The sequence below is a fragment of the Sphingomonas kyungheensis genome, assembly GCF_037120395.1.
Taxonomy (GTDB): domain Bacteria; phylum Pseudomonadota; class Alphaproteobacteria; order Sphingomonadales; family Sphingomonadaceae; genus Sphingomonas; species Sphingomonas kyungheensis.
Window position 1 is genome coordinate 167,206 of the sequence record NZ_JBBBDM010000002.1, and the last position, 19,561, is coordinate 186,766.

Below are 19,561 nucleotides of genomic sequence, written 5' to 3' on the forward strand. Positions count from 1 at the left end.
ATTAACGATGCCAATAGGCTCCCGCCCGCTCGGGCTCGTCACGGTGTTGCGGGAACGGTCATCGCTCAGGCAAGCGACATCACCTCGCTCCCCCGCGCCCCACCAGCGAACCGCCTGCTACTTCCCGCCGTCGCGCCGGGTCAGCGCCGCGACGCAGCTCGCGCGATCGATGCTGCTGCCGTCGGGTTCGCGCGCGTCGAGATAGGTGACGCGCGGCGGCTGCGATCCGTCGGGGTAGAGATAGGCGTCGAGCACGCAGATCGGCCCGGCGAACTGCAGCTTGCGCGCGGCGCCTTCGCGGATGTCGGCGTCGGGCTTGCCGAACAGCGTGACCAGCCCCGCCTCGTTCTGGCCGATCACCCGCTCCAGCCCGGCGCTGGTATAGGGGATGACCGGTTTGCTCGCGGTCGGCGGCGCGACCCCCGGTGCGGCGCACGCTCCTGCCAGCAGGGCCAATCCCAATACCGCAACCGTCTTCACGCCTTCATCCCCTTCGACGCATGGAACAGGTGCGTCGCCATCGCGGCGCCGAGGATCGGCGCGACGAGGTTGACCAGCGGAACCACGAACAGCCCGGTGCCGACAAGCCCGAGGAGGAAGCGCTGCCCCCGCGTCGCCGCGCGCCAGCCCCGCATCGTCGCATCGTCCATATGCCGGCTCGCCACCATCTCGCCGAGGTCGCGGCCGAGCAGCACCGCATTGACCAGGAAGAAGCCGATCGCCGGTCCGATCCCGGTGAACAGCAGCGCGATATAGACGGGCAGCATCAGCAGGTTGACTGCCACCGCCCGCGCCGCCGAGCCGAGCGCCAGCCGCACAGAGCGCGCCGGGCCGACCGTCCGCGCCGCGGCGTGGGCGGCGGGATAGTGGCGCGCCTCGACCGCCGCGACCACCTCGTCACCGAACAGGCCGAGCACCGCGACCGCGATCACCCGGAACAGCAGCCATGCGCCGAGCACCATCAGCACCACCGCCGCCGCGCCGGCAAGGCCATCGCCATAGCCGCTGCCGAGCCCGCCGACGAGCAACGCCCGCAATCCGACATACAGGCCGGCGCCCAGCGCCGCGAAGACCGCGAGCGTCACCAGCAGCGACTTGACCAGCACGCGCAGCACCGCGCCATCGGTCAATTGGGCGACGGACAGGGCGAGCGCGCGCAGCATCGTCCCGGCGTGACGCGCACCGGCGCCCGCGTCAACCGCCGCCACGTTGCGCGCCCGCCGTGCGCCCTCTAGGGACGGCGTTTCGCTTTCGGAGCCTTATCCTTGTCCCAGCCCAAATATGACGTGGTCGCGATCGGCAATGCGATCGTCGATATCCTTTCGCAGGCGGACGACGCCTTCATCGAATCGATCGGCGTCGCCAAGGGATCGATGCAGCTGATGTTCTCGCCCGAGGATGCCGACGCGCTCTATGCCAAAATGGGTCCGGGACGCGAGGTGTCGGGCGGTTCGGCGGCGAACACCGTCGCCGGCATCGCCGCGCTCGGCGGCCGCACCGCCTTCATCGGGCAGGTCGCCGACGATCAGCTCGGCGAGGTGTTCGCGCACGACATCCGCGCCGCCGGCGTCGATTTCGCCACGCCGGTCCGTCCCGGCCAGCCGACCACCGCGCGCTGCCTGATCTTCGTTACGCCCGACGGCCAGCGGACGATGAACACCTATCTCGGTGCGTCGCAATATCTGCCCGAGCAGGCGCTCGATCTGGCGATGATCGAGGATGCGGCGATCCTCTACCTCGAAGGTTATCTGTGGGATCCCGAGGAGCCGCGCGCGGCGATGCGCGCGGCGATCGAGGCGGCGCGCAAGGCCGGCCGCAAGGTCGCCTTCACGCTGTCCGACGTCTTCTGCATCGGCCGCCACGGCGGCGATTTCCGGCAACTGATCGCCGATGGCCTCATCGACATCCTGTTCGCCAATGAGGGCGAGCTGACCGCGCTCGCCGAGGTCGAGGATTTCGATGCGGCGGTCGCCAAGCTCGCCGCGCAGGTGCCGACCCTGGTCGTCACCCGCGGCGCGGCAGGGGCGAGCGCGATGCAGCACGGCCAGCGCGCCGACGTCGCCGCCGAGCCGATCGCGCGCGTCGTCGACACGACGGGGGCCGGCGACCTGTTCGCGGCGGGCTTCCTCCACGGTCAGGCGCAGGGCAAGGGGCTGGAAGCGTCGCTCAAGCTCGGCGCGATCTGCGCGGCGGAGATCATCAGCCACTTCGGCGCCCGCCCCAACGTCGACATGAAGGCGCTCGCCGCGAGCAAGCTCGGCTGATCCTTGTCCTCTGCGCCGCCGCGCACGCTTTTGCGCGCGGAGGCGCAGGGGACGCAGAGACAGCGCTTCGGCGATAGAATGTAGCTGCCGGACGCTACCCCGCGTCCGCCGCGCGGCTGCGCAAATATCACGCGAAGACGCGAAGGCGCGAAGATGGCGCGTCCGTCTCAACGCAGCGATTCCCTCGAACGGTAACGGGGCAGGGGCTTGGCCCCGCTCACATCCTCTTCGCGTCTTCGCGTCTTCGCGCGATCATCTTCACGCGAAGGCGCGGAAAAGAGCAGGGCTCATCGCGTCATCGATCGGCGCCCCTCCCGCCACGAAAAAGGCCGGAGGATCGCTCCCCCGGCCTTTCTCATGTCGATCGTCCGGACGGTCAGTCCAGCGGCTTGGCGACTTCCGGCTGCATCGCCGGATCGTCGACCGTGTCGAAGATGCCGCGCCCGACGTAGGAGCGGCTGCGGCTGTAGCCGAAATAGATCAACAGCCCGAGCAGCCCCCAGATCGGCAGCACCAGCTTGGCGGTCAGCGGCAGCGACAGATAGAGGCCGACGCAGCCGATGATCGCCAGCGGCGCGACGATATAGACCCCCGGCGTGCGGAACGGCCGCTTGCGGCCCGGATCGGTCTTGCGCAGCACCATCACCGACACCGCCACCATCAGGAAGGCGAACAGCGTCCCCGCGTTGGAATAATCGGCGAGCTTGCCGACCGGCAGCACCGCCGCCGCGATCGCCGCGGCGACGCCGGTGACGACGGTGACGACGTGCGGCGTGTGGAACTTCGGATGCACCGCGGCGAGCCGCTCGGGCAGCAGCCCGTCGCGCGCCATGGTAAAGAAGATGCGGGTCTGGCCGAACATCATCATCAGCACCACCGACGGCAGCGCCAGCACCGCGGCGAGGCCGACCAGCCGCCCGATCGCCGGCCAGCCGATCGTGTCGAGCACATGGACCAGCGCCTCCTTCGAACAGACCAGCGGCTCGACGGCGCCGCCCGCGACGATGCTCGCACAGCGGCCGGCGAGTTCGGCCGATCCGGGTGCGAGCACCTGACCGGCGCTCATCACCGGCTGCGCGCCGATCGCGCCGATCGCGCCGCTCGCGACGAGCAGGTAGAAGATGGTGCAGATCACCAGGCTGCCGATCAGGCCGATCGGCACGTTGCGCTGCGGGTTCTTGGTCTCCTCCGCCGCGGTCGACACCGCGTCGAAGCCGACATAGGCGAAGAAGATCGACGCCGCGGCGCCAAGCACCCCGACGCCGCCGGTCGGCAGGAAGGGATCGAAATTGGTCGCATTGGCGACCGGCACGGTCAGGACGACGAAGGCGGTAAGCGCCGCGATCTTGATCAGCACCAGCACCGCATTGACGCGCGCGCTCTCGGTGGTGCCGATGATGAGCAGCCAGGTGACGAAGGCGACGACGATCACCGCCGGCACGTTGATCCAGCCGCCGACCGACATGGCGGTCTGCAGATCGGCATTGGGCGTCGCGCCGAACGCGATCTGCATATGCGCCATCAGCGCATCGGCGTTGCTGATCGCCGCGGGGAAGGCGACGCCCAATCCGCGCAGCAATCCGACCGCATGGTTCGACCAGCCGACCGCGACCGCGCTCGCGCCGACCGCATATTCGAGGATCAAGGCCCAGCCGACCATCCAGGCGAGGATCTCGCCCGTCACCGCATAGGTGTAGGTATAGGCCGATCCCGATACCGGCACCATCGAGGCGAGTTCGGAATAGCAGAGCGCCGCGACCGCGCAGACGAAGCCGGCGACGACGAACGACAGCAGCATGCCCGGCCCCGCCTTTTGCGCGGCTTCGGAGGTGAGGACGAAGATGCCGGTGCCGATGACGGCGCCGATCCCCAGCATGGTCAACTGGAACGCGCCGAGCGAGCGGTGCAGCCCGCGTTTTTCGGCGGTGGCGAGAATGGCGTCGAGAGGTTTGACGCGCCCGAAAATCATGAAGCTCTATCCCCCCAGATGCGGACGGTCGTTGACTGCCGCCGCATGGTGAAGCGAACGATGCTAACCCCTAATGGGGCAGAGGCAATCCCTTATCTGGGTAAGCGGCCCGGCTCACCGCAGCGCGCGGCGCCGGTGCCATCGCCGAGACGGGTGTTTTCAGCCCGCCAGCATCGGCCCCAGCGGACGCCCGCCGAACAGGTGGACGTGGAGGTGCGGCACCTCCTGCCCGGCATCGCCGCCGATATTGGCGAGCAGGCGATAGCCCGGTGCGACCAGCTCGTGCTCGCGTGCGACATGGCCGATCGCGCGGACGAAGCCGGCGATCTCCTCGGCCGAGCCGCGCGCGCTGAAATCGTCCCACGAGACATAGGCGCCGCGCGGGACGACGAGGATATGCACCGGCGCGACCGGCGCGATATCGTGGAAGGCGACGGCATAATCGTCTTCGTAGACGCGTCGCGACGGGATCTCGCCACGCAGGATGCGGGCGAAGACGTTCTGGTCGTCATAGGGCTGCGTGGCGTCGATCGGCATGTCGGTCCTCCTAGCGCGAGGCTTTCTCGTCATGGCCCGATACGCCCTCGCGCCGGGCCAGTTCGGCGCGCACGTCCTCCAGCCCCAGTCCGGCGTCGGCGAGCAGCACGAGCAGGTGGAAGACAAGGTCGGCCGCCTCGGCGGCGAGCGTTTCCGGCGCGGCGAGCGCGGCGATCACCGTCTCGGTCGCTTCCTCGCCGACCTTCTGCGCGATCTTGGGTCGCCCCTTGGCGAACAGGCTGGCGACATAGGAGCGGCCGGGGTCGGCGGCGTCGCGGCGGGCGCGGATCGTGGCGTCCAGGCGGTCGAGCGGGTCCATCGCCCCCGCTTGGCGCGAGAGGCGGGTGCCGGTCAATCCTTACCTGTGAACCGCCGCCGCAACGCGCGCCGCACCAGCCACAGGCCGAGCGCCGCGACGACAAACAGCGCAAGGTCGGACCATTCGGGGCCGGTGCGACGATGGACGACGCCGGAGTGGCCGCCCGCGACGGAGAGAAGCGCGATCATAGGCGGTTCCGTAGCACGTCTTTGCTGTCCTCACCCCTCGCCGGCTATGCCGTCTCGTCCCCTCTCCCGGCGGGAGAGGGTAAGGCGCGCAGCGCCGCGGGGTGAGGGCAGGGGCAATGCACTCAGTGGCGGCGCACCGGTATCCCCGCCGCGGCGAGGGCGGCGTGCGCGTCGGCGATGCTCGCCTCACCGAAATGGAAGATCGAGGCGGCGAGGACGGCGCTCGCATGGCCGTCGCGCACCCCGGCGACGAGATCGTCGAGGCCACCGACGCCGCCGCTCGCCACCACCGGCACGCTCACCCGGTCGGCGATCGCGCGGACGAGAGCGAGGTCGTAGCCGCTGCGCGTGCCGTCGCGGTCCATCGAGGTGACGAGCAACTCGCCCGCGCCGAGCGCGGCGAGCCGTTCGGCATGGGCGATCGCATCGATCCCGGTCGGGCGACGGCCGCCATGGGTGAACACCTCCCAGCGTTCGCCGACGCGGCGCGCGTCGACCGAGGCGACGCAGCATTGGCTGCCGAAACGCTCGGCGATGTCGGCGACCACCTCGGGCCGTGCCACTGCCGCCGAATTGACCGCGACCTTGTCCGCCCCCGCGAGCAGCAGCGCGCGCGCGTCCTCGGCGGAGCGGACGCCGCCGCCGACGGTCAGCGGCATGAAGCAGACCGACGCGGTCCGCCTAACCACGTCGAGGATCGTGCCGCGATCCTCATGGCTGGCGGTGATGTCGAGGAAGCAGAGCTCGTCCGCCCCGGCGGCATCATAGGCGCGCGCCTGTTCGACCGGATCGCCGGCGTCGCGCAGCGCGACGAAATTGACGCCCTTGACGACGCGCCCGTCGGCGACGTCGAGGCATGGGATCACGCGGGCGCGGACGGTCATGACAGCAATGCCCGCACGACGAGGATCGCCGAGACGATCAACAGGATCGCGACACATCCGACCATCGCGACGCTACAGAGCAGGAAGGCGAGCGGATGCTCGTCGCGCCGCACGCCGATCGGGTTGATCCCGCCGAGCGGCATCTCGATCCGGCCGTCGCGGATCTGGTCGCGCAGCGTCGGTACATAGGCGCCGGCCATGCCCCCGGCGAACAGACCGGCGAGACCCGGGTTCATCATTCCGCCGCCTGCGCGACGCTGAGCGCGGCGGCGAGGTCGAGCCGGCCGTCGTACAGCGCGCGACCGGTGATGACGCCCTCCACGCCGTCGCGCGCGTGCAGCGCGAGGACGTGGATGTCGGCGATTCCCGCGACGCCGCCGCTGGCGATCACCGGAATGTCGACCGAGCGGGCGAGGTCGACCGTCGCCTCGATATTCGCGCCCTTGAGCAATCCGTCGCGACCGACGTCGGTGAACAGCAGCGCCGCCACCCCGGCATCCTCGAACCGCCGCGCGAGATCGACGACGCTGGTCGTCGACACGTCCGCCCAGCCCTTGGTCGCGACCATGCCGTCGCGCGCATCGACCGCGACGACGACGCCGCCGGGAAAGTCGCGCGCCGCGCCGCGGACGAATTCGGGATCGTCGAGTGCCGCGGTGCCGATGACGACGCGCGACACGCCGAGGTCGAACCAGCGTTCGACGCTGGCGCGGTTGCGGATGCCGCCGCCGAGCTGCACATGGCCGGGAAAGCGCGCGACGATGCCGCGCACCGCCTCGCCATTGACCGATTCCCCCGCAAAGGCGCCGTCGAGGTCGACGACGTGGAGATGCTGCGCCCCCGCCTCGGCGAACAGCATCGCCTGTGCGGCGGGATCGTCGCCATAGACGGTGGCGCGGTCCATATCGCCCTCGGCGAGGCGGACGACCTGGCCGTTCTTGAGGTCGATGGCGGGAAAGACGATCAGGCTCACGGCCGCCACTCCAGGAATTTGGCGAGCATCGCCAGGCCGTAGCGCTGGCTCTTTTCGGGATGGAACTGGACGCCCAGCATCGTGTCGCGCGCGATCGCGGCGGTGACCGGGCCCGCATGGTCGCTGGTCGCGATCACGTCCTCGCCCTCGAACATATAGCTGTGCAGGAAATAGGCCTCGCCCGCCGGCACCAGCGGATGATCGCCGAGCGGGACGACGTCGTTCCAGCCCATATGCGGCACCTTGGCGTCCATCGTGCCCGGCTCGATCCGCCGCACCCGACCGCGCACCCAGCCGAGCCCTTGATGGACCCCCATCTCCTCGCCCGAGTCCGCCATCAGCTGCATGCCGACGCAGACGCCGAGGAATGGCGCGCCCTCGCGGCGGACGCGCTGTTCCATCGCCTCGATCATCCCCGGCACGTCGCGCAGCGCACGCGCGCAGGCGCCGAACGCGCCGACGCCGGGCAGGACGATGCGGTCGGCTTTCGCCACCACCTCGGCATCGGCGGTGACGGTAAGGTCGGTGGCGCCCGCCGCACGCAGGGCATTCTCCACCGAATGGAGGTTGCCCGCGCCATAGTCGATCAGCGCGATCGTCATGACAGCAGGTCGCCGAGCGGCAGCGCCGCCATGCTCGCGGTGAAGGGGATGATCTCCGCCGTCGCCAGCCCGCGCGCGACGAAGGGATCGGTGGCGATCAGCTCCTCGGTCACGCTCTTGCTGCCGACGACGATGATGATCCCGCCGCTGCGCGGCTGCTTGCGGCCCGAGGCGACGAACCGGCCGTTGGCATAGCCGTCGGCGAGCCAGTCGACATGATCGCTCATCGCCGCGTCGATCGCATCGAGGTCGCCGCCATAGGTCAGCGAGACGATGCACATATGGGCGCCCGGCCGGGCGAAGGGCTCGCTCACAGCACGCCCTTGGTCGAGGGGATCGCATCCGCCTTGCGCGGATCGATCTCGACCGCGGCGCGCAGCGCGCGGGCGAGGCCCTTGAACGCCGCCTCGACGATATGGTGGTTGTTGCTGCCGTACAGCGTCTCGACGTGGAGCGTGATGCCGGCGGTCTGGGCGAAACTGTGGAACCAGTGTTCGATCAGCTCGGTGTCGAGCTCGCCGAGCCGCGACACGGTGAAGGCGGTCTTCCACACCAGCCACGGCCGCCCAGAAATGTCGAGCGCGACGCGGGTCAGCGTCTCGTCCATCGGCGACAGCGCGTCGCCATAACGGCGGATGCCGCGCTTGTCGCCGAGCGCCTGCGCCACCGCCTGGCCGAGCGCCAGCGCCGAATCCTCGACGGTGTGATGCCCGTCGATATGCAGGTCGCCGTCGACCTTGAGGTCGATGTCGATCAGCCCGTGGCGGCTGAGCTGTTCGACCATATGATCGAGGAAGCCGATGCCGGTGTTGATCGAATAGACGCCGGTGCCGTCGAGATTGACGGTGACGTCGATCCGCGTTTCGGCGGTGGAGCGGTTGATCGTGGCGCTGCGCATGTCGGCTCGTCCCATAGGAGCGTGCGGCGTCACACACAATCTTGACCCGTCCGGGCGATACGCTACCCAAGGGGCATGACCGATGGCCTGCCCGATAGCCTTATCCCGTATGACGAGATCGTCCAGGAGGCGCTGCGTGCCGTCGTCGGACGGGTGCTCGGCTCCGTCGCCGAATCGGGCGGCCTGCCCGGCGAGCATCACTTCTACATCACCTTCAAGACGCAGGCGCCGGGCGTCGACATCCCGCAGCGGCTGATCGAACGCTTCCCCGACGAAATGACGATCGTGCTGCAGAACCGCTATTGGGACCTGCTGGTCGACGAGCGCAAATTCTCCGTCGGGCTGAGCTTCAACCAGGTGCCGTCCAAGCTGGTCATCCCCTATTCGGCGATCACCGGCTTCCACGACCCCGCGGTCAATTTCGAACTGCGCTTCCAGGCGACCGAGGACCCGAGCGACGGCCCCGAGCCGCATGACGAGGCGGAGAACGACGGCCCGACCGCGACACCCGCGCCGGACGGATCCAACGTGGTCAGCGTGGACTTCAAGCGGAAGAAATAAGCGTGATCGAGATCGTCGCCGCGCCCGGGGATCGGGAGCGCGAGGCGATCCTCGCGCCACTCGTCGCCTTCAACGATGCGGCGGTCGGGCCGACCGAGCGTCACCCGGTTGCGATCGTGCTGCGCGACGAAGCCGGCGCTATCGTCGGCGGTCTGTGGGGCATGGCGAGCTATCGCTGGCTGTTCGTGCAATATCTCGTCGTTCCGAGCACGATGCGGGGGCAGGGGCTCGGCCGGCAGCTGATGGCCGCGGCGGAGGCGGAGGCGCGGCGTCTCGATTGCGTCGGCCTGTGGCTCGATACCTTCAGCTTCCAGGCGCGCGGCTTCTACGAAAAGCTCGGCTATCGCTGCTTCGGTCAGATCGACGACTATCCACCGGACGAAGCGCGATTCTTCCTGTCGAAGCGGATCGGCTGACCGTGGCTAGGCGGCGATGCTATGCCGGATCGGGTTTCGTCACTCGAAACAACGGCTTCGCGCACGCATAGGCCGCCTTGTACGGCTTGTCCCAACACCGCGCGAGACCCTCGAAGACGTTCATATTCAACGGCCAGGAGACAGGGTGCGGCTTGCCGTCAGGACCGTTGAAGGTAACGCCGGTCGGGCGCGGCAGCGCGGCGAGCTTGGCCTTCGCCATGTCAAACGCCGGGCGGTCGCGGCGCAGGAAGGCGATCGTGCCGTCGACATAGAGATTCCAGCCGAAGCCATGATCCTGCTCGGCAGTCTTATAGGCCCGGCGGAACAACGCGATCGCCGCAGCGGTCTGGCCTAGATCGGCGCGCAACTGCCCCTCGTGCCAGTACAGGATGGTTTCGCGGGCATGATGCGCGACGCGCCAGTCGTGGATGAGGTCGGCCGCGTCCGCCTCGCACCCATCCTCCTCCAACTTGCGCCAACCGCCGGTCATATCCTGATCGAAAGCGTCCAGATCGAGCGCGAGCAGCCGATCGCGATCATAAGCGCAGGGCGCGGCGGCGGTCGGCTGCGCGACCAGCAGGGCGATCCAAATCATCAGCGCCGAGACTGCGCGACCGCTGCCCTTGAATCAACCCACCCCGACGGTGATATTGCGTCGCATGACCATGCGCACCGAAACCGACTCGGTCGGCCCGATCGAGGTTCCCGCCGACGCCTATTGGGGCGCGCAGACCGAACGCAGCCTCGAGAATTTCCCCTTCGGTCCGCGCGAGCGGATGCCGGTCGAGATCGTCCATGCGCTGGCGATCGTCAAACAGGCCGCGGCGCGGGTCAATCGCCGCCATGGCCTCGCCGCCGACAAGGCCGAGGCGATCGAGGCCGCGGCGGCGGAGATCGTCGCCGGGACGCTCGACGATCAATTCCCGCTGGTCATCTGGCAGACCGGCAGCGGCACCCAGTCGAACATGAACGTCAACGAGGTGATCGCCGGCCGCGCCAACGAGCGGCTGACCGGCACGCGCGGTGGCAAGACCCCCATCCACCCCAATGACGACGTCAACCGCGGCCAGTCGTCCAATGACAGTTTCCCGACCGCGCTTCACGTCGCCGCCGCGCTGGCCGTGACGCGACAGCTCTATCCCGCCTTGCAGAGCCTGCACGACGCGCTCGCCGCCAAGGCGGCGGAGTGGGACGATCTCGTCAAGATCGGCCGCACGCATCTGCAGGATGCGACGCCGCTGACGCTCGGCCAGGAATTTTCAGGCTATGTCCAGCAGCTCGCCAATGCTCGGGCGCGGATCGAGAGCACGGTCGAACGCGCCATCCTGCCGCTCGCGCAGGGCGGCACCGCGGTCGGCACCGGGCTGAACGCGCCGCAAGGCTTCGCCGAGGATGTCGCGGCGGAGATCGCCGCGCTGACCGGCCTGCCGTTCGTCACCGCGCCCAACAAGTTCGAGGCGCTGGCGTCGAACGACGGGCTGGTCGACCTCCACGGCACGCTCAACGTCCTCGCCGTCGCGCTGACCAAGATCGCCAACGACATCCGCCTGCTCGGCTCCGGCCCGCGCTCGGGCCTCGGCGAGCTCGACCTGCCCGCCAACGAGCCCGGCAGCTCGATCATGCCCGGCAAGGTCAATCCGACGCAGGCCGAGATGCTGACGATGGTCGCCGCGCAGGTGATGGGCAACAATGCCGCGGTCACCGTCGGCGGATTGCAGGGCCATATGGAGCTCAACGTCTTCAAGCCGCTGATCGGGGCGAACGTGCTCCGGTCGATCGCGCTGCTCAGCACCGGCATGCAGAGCTTCGCCGACCGCACCGTCGCCGGCCTCCGCGCCAATCGCGACCGTATCGCGCAACTGGTCGAGCAATCGCTGATGCTGGTGACGGCGCTGGCGCCCGAGGTCGGCTATGACAATGCCGCCAAGATCGCCAAACACGCGCATCAGACCGGCACGACGCTGCGCCAGGCGGGTCTGGCGCTCGGGCTGGTCGACGAAGCGACCTTCGACCGGCTGGTGCGGCCGGAGACGATGATCGGGCGATAGATGTCGCGATGCGGCAGCCGGTGACGCGCTGATCCGGAGGCTTTTGCCGGCTGAACCACGTTCGCGGCGCGATCCCGTCCGGGTCGGGACGGGATCGGCGACAGCAATTCCGGTCGCCGCGATACGGAGATCGCCTCCGTATCGGCGGTGAAAATAATTCTGCTTCCGCGTTCGGGCGAAGCCATTCGGATTAACCAGATACTGTCGTCGGGCGGCGGCCACTAGCGGCGAAAGCCGCCAATTCCCTATGCGGACGGCCGCGATGCCGCCGAAATTTGCTCTACATTAGTTAATCAGAGCGATGGGGGAGGCGGATAAGCGGTGCGAAACTGGATTGTCGGGCGGAAGCGTCCATCGATGGCCGAATTTTACTTCAATGCCTCGCCGGAGGCGATCTACATGGTGCAGGACGGGCGGTATATCGACTGCAATCCTGCGGCGCTGCGGCTGTTCGGCCGCACCCGCGACGACTTCATCGGCCAGCCGCTGGGACTGACGTCCCCCGAATTGCAGGACAATGGCGTATCCTCGCGCGCCGCGACCGCCGCTCTGTTGCAGGAGGTGGAGCGTACCGGCGTCGCGCGGATGCCGTTCCGCGGGTTGCGCAAGGACGGCAGCCAGTTCCCCGCATTGGTGTCGGTCTTCCTCGCGGAGAATGACGGGCGCCCCGCGATCATCGCGACCTGCATGGACATCAGCGAGATCGACGCGCTCATCACGGCGATCACCGGCGGGCTGAGCCGGCTGGCCGGGGGCGATCTCACCCAGCCGATCGCGACCAGGCTCGATGAGCGGTACGAGCCGGTGCGCGCCGCCTATAACAAGGTGCTCGTCGATCTGCGCGCGATCATCGCCGGGGTCGGCGAGCGTGCCGATGCGATCGATGCCGACACGCATGCGATCCGCCGCGATGCCGAGGCGCTTGCCGAGCGCACCGAACGCCAGGCCGCCGCGCTGGAGGAAAGCGCCGCCGCGCTCGAGGTGCTGACGCGCGATGTCGCGGCGGCGGCGACGGACGGCATCCGCGCCGATCAGCTCGCGGCCGAGGCGAGTGCGGCCGCCGCGGCGAGCGGCGACGTGGCGCAGCGCGCGATCGCGGCGATGCATGGCATCGAGCGGAGCGGCACCGAAATCGGTGACATCATCGCGCTGATCGACGGCATCGCCTTCCAGACCAATTTGCTCGCGCTCAACGCGGGTGTCGAGGCGGCGCGGGCGGGCGATGCCGGCCGCGGCTTCGCGGTGGTGGCGCAGGAGGTGCGCGCGCTCGCGCAGCGGTCCGCCGAAGCCGCGCGCGAGGTCAAGGCGCGGGTCGGCGCGGTCGGCGGCGAGATCGCCACCGGCGTGCGGCTGGTCGGCGAGACCGATGCGGCGCTCCGCCATATCCGCGAGCGCGTGGAGGACGCGCGTGCGCTCGTCGCGCGGGTCGCCGACAGCGGACGCAGTCAGGCGGAGGGGCTCGGCCAGATCAACACGGCGATCAACGAACTGAGCGTGATGACGCAGGAAAATGCCGCAATGGCGCAGGAGACCAAGGCGTCCTCCTCCGGCCTGGCCGGTCGCGCCGCCGAACTGGGGCAGCAGATCGCGCGCTTCCGGCTCGAACCCGCCCCGGCCGGCGGCGGGCGGGTGCTGACGCCGATAGCGCCGCGCCGCGCCGCGCTGACCCGCCGGAGCGGGTAGGGCGGGGCGTATCGGCGGCGTGATGGCCTATTCGTACCGGACCGGACCCGAAACGAGGAACTTCCCTTCGACTCGCGCGCTTGCTTTTCCGCAACGTCAAGAGGGGACGAACGTGAGTACCACCACCACCGGCGCGCTGATCGGCGCGGCGATCGATTCGCTGTCCGGCGATGACGACGGCGTCGCCGATGGCGCGATCATCGGTGCGGTGACCGCCAACGTCCTCAAGGTCGTCGCACCGCTCATCGTCACCTATGCGGTCGGCTGGGCGGTGTTGCGCGGCGCGGCGGAACTCAAAGACCGGATTTTCGGAGAGGTAGAATGATCGGCAGGATTATCGGTGCGCTCGTCGGACGCGAGATGGATCGTCGCGAGGGCGGCGGCGGGCTGAAGGGCGCGGCGATCGGCGCGCTGACCATGGGCGCGATGCGCCGCATGGGTCCGCTCGGCATGCTGATCGGCGGCGGCTACGTCGCCAAGAAGGCCTATGATCGCCGCCGTCAATCGCGCGGCGCCTGACCCCTCCGGCTCCCGCCGCCGCGCGGGAGCCGTGACCTTCCGTGACTTTTCAACGGTCGCGCGCTTGACGCCTGCCCCCGGCAGACGCCACTAGCGCGCATGCCGTCGTCACACCCCGCCGATCCGCACCACTTCCGCCGTCGCGGCGTGTTGTTCGTGCTGTCCTCGCCGTCCGGCGCTGGCAAATCCACCATCGCGCGCAAATTGCTCGCCGACGAACCCGAACTGGCGATGTCGGTCTCGGCGACGACGCGGGCGATGCGGCCCGGTGAGGTCGACGGCAAGGACTATCATTTCGTCGATCTCGAGGAATTCCGCCGCATGGTCGCGGCGGACGAGTTCCTCGAATGGGCGCATGTCTTCGACCATCGCTACGGTACGCCGCGCGCGCAGGTCGAGGCGATGCTCGCCGCCGGCAAGGACGTCTTGTTCGACATCGACTGGCAGGGCGCGCAGCAGCTGTTCCAGATCGCCGGTGGCGACGTCGTCCGCGTCTTCATCTTCCCGCCGTCGATGGAAGAGTTGCGTGCACGGCTGACCAACCGCGCCACCGACAGCAGCGCGGTGATCGAGGCGCGGATGGCGCGCGCGGCGAACGAGGTCAGCCACTGGGACGGCTACGACTATGTGCTGGTCAACGACGACGTCGAGCAATGCTTCCAGGGGGTGAAGACGATCCTCGCCGCCGAGCGGCTCAAGCGCTCGCGTCAGACCGGGCTGATCGGCTTCATCCGCAAGCTCACCCGCACGTCCTGAGCGCGTTCAGGAACGCCACCGCCGCGTCATAATCGCGGCGGGCGTTGGCGAGCGCCTGCGCGGCGAGCGCATCCTCGCCCCATTGTTCGGCCTGGAACGTCTGGTCGACCTGCGCCGCCGCCCACAGGGTGTCGGCATCGCCGGCCCGGTCGAGCAGCGCGAGCGCGAGCACCAGCGATCCGGTGATCGTCACCACCGGCGACAGGCCGGCGAGCGTGAACGGATCGCCCGCCGCGACCGCCTCGCCGAGCCGCGCCAGCGTCGCCGCTGGCTGCGCCCGCGGCATGACGCCGCTCACCGTCTCGAAATGCACGTCATAGCGGGCGCGCGCCCAGTCGAGCCACGGATCCCACGCCGCCCGCTGCCGCGCGACCAGCGCCTCGGGCGATTCGGCGCGATAATAGAGCAGGTCGCTGTCGGCATAAGCGGCGAGGCCCGCGGCGAAGGCGGCGGGGGCGGGGGCGATCCGGTCGATCGCCGCATTGGCGAGCCCGGTCAGCGGCATCGCGCGCGGATCGATCGTCTCGCCGACCGCACGCCATTCGTCGGCGACCAACGCGGCGAGCGCCGGCGCCGGCAGGGCAAGCGGCGTCCGCCCCGGCGTGCGCACCGGCCGCCCGTCGAGCGTGACGACGCGATCGGCATCGACGCCGACCTCCTTCCAGAATCGCTTCACGAGCGCGGCGTCCGCCAGCGCTGCGCCAGGCTCGCCGGCACGATCGCGATCACCGCCAGCGCCGACAGCGTGATCGCGACGCCGAGCAGCTTGCTGGGCCAGTCGTGCGCGCGCACCGCCAGCACCAGCCCGAACACCGCGCCGAGGCTGCCGGCGATCCGGCTGCCGACGATCGCCAGCCAGCGGTTGCGTGCCTGTGTATCGTCGCGGCTCATGCGAGGATCTCCAGCAGCGCCTGCGTCCGCGACGCGACGACCTGCGCACCGCCGCGGACCAGATCGTGGACGTCGTGATAGCCCCAGGCGACGCCGACCGCGCGGGCGCCCGCCGCCTTGGCCATCGCCATGTCGAAGCTGGTGTCGCCGATCATCGCGCAATCGTCGGGTGCCGCCCCCGCCTCGGCGATGGCGGCGAGCAGCATCGCCGGATCGGGTTTGGACGGGTGCCGGTCCGCCGTCTGCAGCGTCACGAAATGGTCGGACAGGCCATGGTGGGCGAGGATATGGGCGAGCCCGCGATCCGATTTGCCGGTGGCGACGCCGAGCCGCCAGCCGCGCGCGCGCAGCGTATCGAGCACCTCGACAATCCCCTCGAACAGCGGCTCTTCGGCCATCCGGCCGCTGGTCCGCAGCTCGAAGAAGGCGTCCTTGTAATCCGCCGCGATCCGGCGGTGGTCGGCGTCGTCCGCCTGCGGCACCAGCGCCCGCACCGCCTCGACCAGGCTCAGCCCGACGATCTGGCGGATTTCGGCGCGCGGCGGCGGCGGCAGTTTGGCGATGGCGAAGGCGGTTTCCATCGCGAGACAGATATTGGCCTGACTGTCGACCAACGTCCCGTCGCAATCGAACACGGCAAGATGTGTCATGGGCTTGCCCTAGCGGTGGCGGCGGGTCGGCGAAAGGGGCGTCAACCCTCGCCAGCCATGCGATCCGCCAGTGCCGTGCTGCCGATCCGGCGCAATCCGGCGACAACGCCGGCACGATCGGCGGCCGGCTTGTTCTGGCTGAGCTTGGTGGTGCCGCGCACCGCGGTGATGGTGACATCGAACCCGCGGATCCCCTTGAGCAGCCGTTCGAAGGCGGCCGGGTCCATCTTGTCGCGGTGCCATGGCTCGTCCTGCGGCTCGTGTATTGTGGCGAGTCGATCGAGATGGGCGATGAGGTCAGGGGCGCCGTTCGTCCGGGCGATACCTTCGATTTCCACGGCGACGAAATTCCACGTCGGCACCTGATCGCCGGGCGGCTGATACCAGTTCGGGCTAATATAGCCGTGCGTCTCGATCAGGCTGAGGACCACGTGCGCCTTATCGAGATGCCGGGTGATCCGGTTGGCGCGGGCGACATGGAAGCGGACCGCGTCGCCATGCCGGGTGATCGGCGCGTGCACCACCATCGGCCCGTCTTCGGTCGCCGCGAAGACGTGCGCAAAGCCGATCTGCTCCGCCGCATTCAGCGCCAGGGCTGCATCGGCGCGGAACACGGGGTTGGGATGCATCAATCCTTGCTGCCGCGGCGCCGGCGTTCGCCGCGATGTTCCTTGCGCATCGTCTTGGCGTGCGCCTTGGCGCGCTGCTTCAGCACGGCCTTGGGCGGCGGGCCCTTCTTCGGCTCCTCGAACGGCATCGCATCGCCCTTCGCCTCGTCGAAGCCGAGCGTCGCCAGGCTCTCCGCGAAATGCGTCGGCAGCGCGGCAGTTTCGTCGATGCTGCCGCCGTCGGGATGGTCGACGCGGATCCGGCGTGAGTGGAGGTGCATCTTGCGGCTGACCCCACCGGTGAGGAAGGCCGCGGCGCCGCCATATTTGCCGTCGCCGACGATCGGATGGCCGATCGCCGCCATATGGACGCGCAACTGGTGCGTGCGCCCGGTGAAGGGTTGCAGCTCGACCCAGGCGCAGCGATTGCCGGCGCGCTCGATGACGCGATAGCGGCTGCGTGCCGCCTGGCCGTTCTCCTCGTCGACGTGCATCTTCTCGCCGCCGGTGCCGGGCTGCTTGCCGATCGGCAGATCGACCATGCCGTCGTCGATCGACGGGACGCCGACCACCAGCGCCCAATAGACCTTGCGCGCGGTGCGGCCCGAGAAGGCCTTGGCGAAGAAGCCGGCGGCGCGCGTCGTCCGCGCGACGAGCAGCGCGCCCGACGTATCCTTGTCGAGCCGGTGGACGAGCTTGGGGCGGCCCTCCGCCTCATATTGCAGCGCGTCGAGCAGGCCGTCGACATGTTCGGAGGTCTTGGTGCCGCCCTGCGTCGCAAGGCCGGGCGGCTTGTTGATCACCAGCGCCTGGAGATCCTTGTGGATCACCATCTCGCGCGCATAGGCGATCTGGTCGTCGCTGAGCGGCGGCCGCTCGCGCTTGGGGCGGGGGGCGTCGGCGGTATCGGCGATCGCCGGTTCGGGCGGCGGCACGCGCAGCGTCTGGCCTGCCTTGATCCGGTCACCGGGCGTCGCGCGCGCGCCATCGACGCGCAGCTGGCCGGTGCGCGCCCATTTGGCGACGGTGGTAAAGCTCGTCTCGGGCAGATGACGCTTGAACCAGCGGTCGAGCCGGATGCCGTCGTCGTCATAGCCGACGTTATACTGGCGGACGCCGTCGCGCCCTTCGGTCTTGCCCTCGCTCATGCCGCCGCTCCGCCGAGCACGGCGCGCGTCAGGGCAAGGCCGGCGAACAGCGCGACGATCGATCCGATCACCGAGACGAGGGCATAGCCGAGCGCCGGGCCGATCGCCCCGCGCTCGATCATCGTCACCACGTCGAGGCTGAAGCTCGAGAAGGTGGTGAAGCCGCCGAGCACGCCGACGCCGATGAACAATCGCCACGATTCGGCGCTGCCGCCGGCGCGGGCGAGGATCGCGGTCAGCACGCCCATCAGCAGCCCGCCGATCAGATTGACCGCGAGCGTGCCGACCGGAAACGCCGGCCCGAAGACGGCGAGCGCGGCGCGGCCGGTGAGATATCGTGCGGCAGACCCGAGGGCACCGCCGATCATAACGAACAGAAGAGGCATGGTGCCAGCCCTAGAGGACTATTCAAGCCAAGGGAATGCGGGGCGTTGGCGCGCCGGTCAGCGCAGCAGCCCGGCGGCGCGCAAGGCGTCGTTGATGACGCCGGCCACACCGCCCGCGCGCTGCGGAGTGGGAGGCGTGACCCGGGTCAGCCTCGGGCGCGCCTCGCCGGTCGAAAGGGCAGGGGCGAGACCCCAGAAGGCGGCGATCCGGCGCGTCGACGAAATGCCGACGTCGAGCATGAACGGCGCGGGCATGCCGCACGCCTCCGGTCCGTGCGCGGCGATCGGCGTGCCATGGCCCATGCCGTGGATGCGATGATCCTCCAGCACCAGCCGCCCGCCGGCGTCGCGCCAGCCGCGATAGGCGCGCTGGCCTTCGCTGGTGCGGATCGCCGGTTCGGCGGACAGGTCGTGCATCGCGCGCCATTGCGTCAGCAGCGCCTCGGCATTGACGGGATCGACGGTGGCGTCGGCATCGCCGTGCCAGACCGACAGCGTCGGCCAGCCGCCGCCGTGCCGCGATGCCTGATGCGCGAGCCGGCCGAGCGCGGCGGCGTCGGGCATGTTCTGCCCGCGCATCCGTTCGAGCGCCTGCATCACCCCCGAAGCGGTGCCATAGGGCAGGCCGCCAAGGATCGCGCCGCCGGCGAACAGCTCGGGATAGGTGGCGAGCATCACCGCCGCCATCGCGCCGCCCGCCGACAGGCCGGTGACGAACACCCGTGCCGGATCGACATCATGATCCGCGCTGACCGCGGCGATCATCTCGCGGATCGAAAACGCCTCGCCGTGATCGTGGCTGACATCCTCGGGCGCGAACCAGTTGAAGCAGAGATTGGGATTGTTGGCGCGCTGCTGTTCCGGGAAGAGCAGCACGAAGCCCTGCGCATCGGCGAGCTGCGACCAGCCCGATCCGGCATCATAGCCGGCGGCGGTCTGCGTGCAGCCGTGCAGGACGACGACGAGCGCCGGGCGGGCGGGCACCGTCGCCGGCACATAGACGCGCGCGCGCAGGTTGCCGGGATTGCGGCCGAAGCCGGTGCGGTCGCCCAGCCGGTCGACCCCGTCGGACGCCGGCATCCGTTGCGCCTGCTCGGCGGCGAGCCGGGCGATCGTGTCTGACAAACGACGCATGCGCGCACTCCGAAAGGGACAGGATCGCCACCCGACGTGTGATGCTGCGATGCACAATATGGCGCGGGCGTCAGCGATAGCAAGGAAGCTGCCGTATCTTCCCGCGGCGACTGCCTTTCCCGCGACG

At 69.4% G+C, this 19,561-nt stretch carries 28 protein-coding genes; 8 read left to right on the plus strand and 20 right to left on the minus strand.

The window, feature by feature from the left end; genetic code table 11:
* Positions 1-117: 117 nt before the first annotated feature.
* Positions 118-480 (minus strand): hypothetical protein, encoded by a 363-nt coding sequence (locus tag V8201_RS04740; RefSeq protein WP_037534480.1) that lies wholly within the window; start codon positions 478-480, stop codon positions 118-120.
* Positions 477-1,163 carry an EI24 domain-containing protein gene (locus V8201_RS04745; RefSeq protein ID WP_336544908.1) on the minus strand — a complete coding sequence of 229 codons (687 nt, stop codon included), beginning with the start codon at positions 1,161-1,163 and terminating at the stop codon, positions 477-479. The genes V8201_RS04740 and V8201_RS04745 overlap by 4 nt, the downstream gene beginning before the upstream one ends.
* 102 nt (positions 1,164-1,265) lie before the next feature.
* Between V8201_RS04745 and V8201_RS04750 the strand changes: the two genes are divergently transcribed.
* Positions 1,266-2,264, plus strand: coding sequence for an adenosine kinase (locus V8201_RS04750; protein ID WP_336544613.1), 999 nt, complete (start codon positions 1,266-1,268; stop codon positions 2,262-2,264).
* Positions 2,265-2,640: 376 nt separating this feature from the next.
* Here V8201_RS04750 and V8201_RS04755 read toward each other — a convergent pair whose 3' ends face one another.
* The 10 genes from V8201_RS04755 to hisB form a co-directional block, all read right to left on the minus strand.
* Positions 2,641-4,233, minus strand: coding sequence for an amino acid permease (locus tag V8201_RS04755; protein WP_336544614.1), 1,593 nt, complete (start codon positions 4,231-4,233; stop codon positions 2,641-2,643).
* Between the two features lie 159 nt (positions 4,234-4,392).
* On the minus strand, positions 4,393-4,770 hold the full coding sequence (locus tag V8201_RS04760) for a histidine triad nucleotide-binding protein (protein ID WP_037534472.1): 378 nt from the start codon (positions 4,768-4,770) through the stop codon (positions 4,393-4,395).
* Positions 4,771-4,780: 10 nt separating this feature from the next.
* Positions 4,781-5,089 (minus strand): phosphoribosyl-ATP diphosphatase, encoded by a 309-nt coding sequence (locus tag V8201_RS04765; RefSeq protein ID WP_336544615.1) that lies wholly within the window; start codon positions 5,087-5,089, stop codon positions 4,781-4,783.
* A 32-nt stretch (positions 5,090-5,121) separates the two neighbouring features.
* On the minus strand, positions 5,122-5,277 hold the full coding sequence (locus V8201_RS04770) for a hypothetical protein (protein ID WP_200870405.1): 156 nt from the start codon (positions 5,275-5,277) through the stop codon (positions 5,122-5,124).
* Positions 5,278-5,399: 122 nt separating this feature from the next.
* Positions 5,400-6,161 (minus strand): imidazole glycerol phosphate synthase subunit HisF, encoded by a 762-nt coding sequence (hisF, locus tag V8201_RS04775; protein WP_037534468.1) that lies wholly within the window; start codon positions 6,159-6,161, stop codon positions 5,400-5,402.
* Positions 6,158-6,397, minus strand: coding sequence for a hypothetical protein (locus V8201_RS04780; protein ID WP_336544616.1), 240 nt, complete (start codon positions 6,395-6,397; stop codon positions 6,158-6,160). The genes hisF and V8201_RS04780 overlap by 4 nt, the downstream gene beginning before the upstream one ends.
* Positions 6,397-7,134, minus strand: a complete 738-nt coding sequence (gene hisA, locus V8201_RS04785; protein WP_037534733.1) for a 1-(5-phosphoribosyl)-5-[(5-phosphoribosylamino)methylideneamino]imidazole-4-carboxamide isomerase — start codon at positions 7,132-7,134, stop codon at positions 6,397-6,399. The genes V8201_RS04780 and hisA overlap by 1 nt, the downstream gene beginning before the upstream one ends.
* Positions 7,131-7,736 (minus strand): imidazole glycerol phosphate synthase subunit HisH, encoded by a 606-nt coding sequence (gene hisH, locus V8201_RS04790; protein ID WP_336544617.1) that lies wholly within the window; start codon positions 7,734-7,736, stop codon positions 7,131-7,133. The genes hisA and hisH overlap by 4 nt, the downstream gene beginning before the upstream one ends.
* Positions 7,733-8,050: a YciI family protein gene (locus V8201_RS04795; protein ID WP_336544618.1), complete on the minus strand. Its 318-nt coding sequence runs from the start codon at positions 8,048-8,050 to the stop codon at positions 7,733-7,735. Before V8201_RS04795 ends, hisH begins: the two co-directional genes overlap by 4 nt.
* On the minus strand, positions 8,047-8,634 hold the full coding sequence (gene hisB / locus V8201_RS04800) for an imidazoleglycerol-phosphate dehydratase HisB (protein ID WP_037534462.1): 588 nt from the start codon (positions 8,632-8,634) through the stop codon (positions 8,047-8,049). The genes V8201_RS04795 and hisB overlap by 4 nt, the downstream gene beginning before the upstream one ends.
* A 75-nt stretch (positions 8,635-8,709) precedes the next feature.
* On the opposite strand from hisB, the gene V8201_RS04805 reads away from it, so the two are divergent.
* Together V8201_RS04805 and V8201_RS04810 are read left to right on the plus strand one after the other, a co-directional pair.
* The gene (locus tag V8201_RS04805) at positions 8,710-9,195 is read left to right on the plus strand and encodes an SspB family protein (RefSeq protein WP_037534460.1); all 486 of its coding nucleotides are present in this window, start codon (positions 8,710-8,712) and stop codon (positions 9,193-9,195) included.
* Between the two features lie 2 nt (positions 9,196-9,197).
* Positions 9,198-9,611 (plus strand): GNAT family N-acetyltransferase, encoded by a 414-nt coding sequence (locus V8201_RS04810; protein ID WP_235199734.1) that lies wholly within the window; start codon positions 9,198-9,200, stop codon positions 9,609-9,611.
* A 19-nt stretch (positions 9,612-9,630) separates the two neighbouring features.
* Here the strand turns inward: V8201_RS04810 and V8201_RS04815 are convergent, their stop codons facing one another.
* Complete coding sequence (locus V8201_RS04815; RefSeq protein WP_336544619.1) at positions 9,631-10,206, minus strand: hypothetical protein; 576 nt, start codon at positions 10,204-10,206, stop codon at positions 9,631-9,633.
* Between the two features lie 64 nt (positions 10,207-10,270).
* Between V8201_RS04815 and fumC the strand changes: the two genes are divergently transcribed.
* From fumC to gmk, 5 genes are all read left to right on the plus strand, one after another.
* Positions 10,271-11,659 (plus strand): class II fumarate hydratase, encoded by a 1,389-nt coding sequence (gene fumC / locus V8201_RS04820; RefSeq protein ID WP_336544620.1) that lies wholly within the window; start codon positions 10,271-10,273, stop codon positions 11,657-11,659.
* Between the two features lie 357 nt (positions 11,660-12,016).
* Complete coding sequence (locus tag V8201_RS04825; protein WP_051583444.1) at positions 12,017-13,342, plus strand: methyl-accepting chemotaxis protein; 1,326 nt, start codon at positions 12,017-12,019, stop codon at positions 13,340-13,342.
* A gap of 112 nt (positions 13,343-13,454) precedes the next feature.
* Positions 13,455-13,667 carry a hypothetical protein gene (locus V8201_RS04830; RefSeq protein ID WP_336544621.1) on the plus strand — a complete coding sequence of 71 codons (213 nt, stop codon included), beginning with the start codon at positions 13,455-13,457 and terminating at the stop codon, positions 13,665-13,667.
* Entirely contained in the window at positions 13,664-13,861 is a 198-nt protein-coding gene (locus tag V8201_RS04835) for a hypothetical protein (protein WP_037534453.1), read from the plus strand. The genes V8201_RS04830 and V8201_RS04835 overlap by 4 nt, the downstream gene beginning before the upstream one ends.
* 99 nt (positions 13,862-13,960) lie before the next feature.
* Positions 13,961-14,617 (plus strand): guanylate kinase, encoded by a 657-nt coding sequence (gmk, locus tag V8201_RS04840; RefSeq protein WP_271300297.1) that lies wholly within the window; start codon positions 13,961-13,963, stop codon positions 14,615-14,617.
* Here gmk and V8201_RS04845 read toward each other — a convergent pair.
* From V8201_RS04845 to V8201_RS04875, 7 genes are read right to left on the minus strand one after another with little or no spacing between them, the layout of a single operon-like run.
* On the minus strand, positions 14,601-15,293 hold the full coding sequence (locus V8201_RS04845) for an ATP12 family chaperone protein (protein WP_336544622.1): 693 nt from the start codon (positions 15,291-15,293) through the stop codon (positions 14,601-14,603). The two genes, gmk and V8201_RS04845, sit on opposite strands and share 17 nt — an antisense overlap.
* Positions 15,290-15,508, minus strand: coding sequence for a hypothetical protein (locus V8201_RS04850; protein WP_271300299.1), 219 nt, complete (start codon positions 15,506-15,508; stop codon positions 15,290-15,292). The genes V8201_RS04845 and V8201_RS04850 overlap by 4 nt, the downstream gene beginning before the upstream one ends.
* Positions 15,505-16,158, minus strand: a complete 654-nt coding sequence (locus V8201_RS04855) for an HAD-IA family hydrolase (protein WP_336544623.1) — start codon at positions 16,156-16,158, stop codon at positions 15,505-15,507. Before V8201_RS04855 ends, V8201_RS04850 begins: the two co-directional genes overlap by 4 nt.
* Before the next feature lie 41 nt (positions 16,159-16,199).
* Positions 16,200-16,787 (minus strand): FMN-binding negative transcriptional regulator, encoded by a 588-nt coding sequence (locus V8201_RS04860; RefSeq protein ID WP_336544624.1) that lies wholly within the window; start codon positions 16,785-16,787, stop codon positions 16,200-16,202.
* Positions 16,787-17,914: an RluA family pseudouridine synthase gene (locus V8201_RS04865; protein ID WP_037534444.1), complete on the minus strand. Its 1,128-nt coding sequence runs from the start codon at positions 17,912-17,914 to the stop codon at positions 16,787-16,789. Before V8201_RS04865 ends, V8201_RS04860 begins: the two co-directional genes overlap by 1 nt.
* Complete coding sequence (gene crcB, locus V8201_RS04870) at positions 17,911-18,300, minus strand: fluoride efflux transporter CrcB (RefSeq protein WP_336544625.1); 390 nt, start codon at positions 18,298-18,300, stop codon at positions 17,911-17,913. The genes V8201_RS04865 and crcB overlap by 4 nt, the downstream gene beginning before the upstream one ends.
* A gap of 57 nt (positions 18,301-18,357) precedes the next feature.
* On the minus strand, positions 18,358-19,434 hold the full coding sequence (locus tag V8201_RS04875) for an extracellular catalytic domain type 1 short-chain-length polyhydroxyalkanoate depolymerase (RefSeq protein ID WP_336544626.1): 1,077 nt from the start codon (positions 19,432-19,434) through the stop codon (positions 18,358-18,360).
* Between the last annotated feature and the right edge of the window lie 127 nt (positions 19,435-19,561).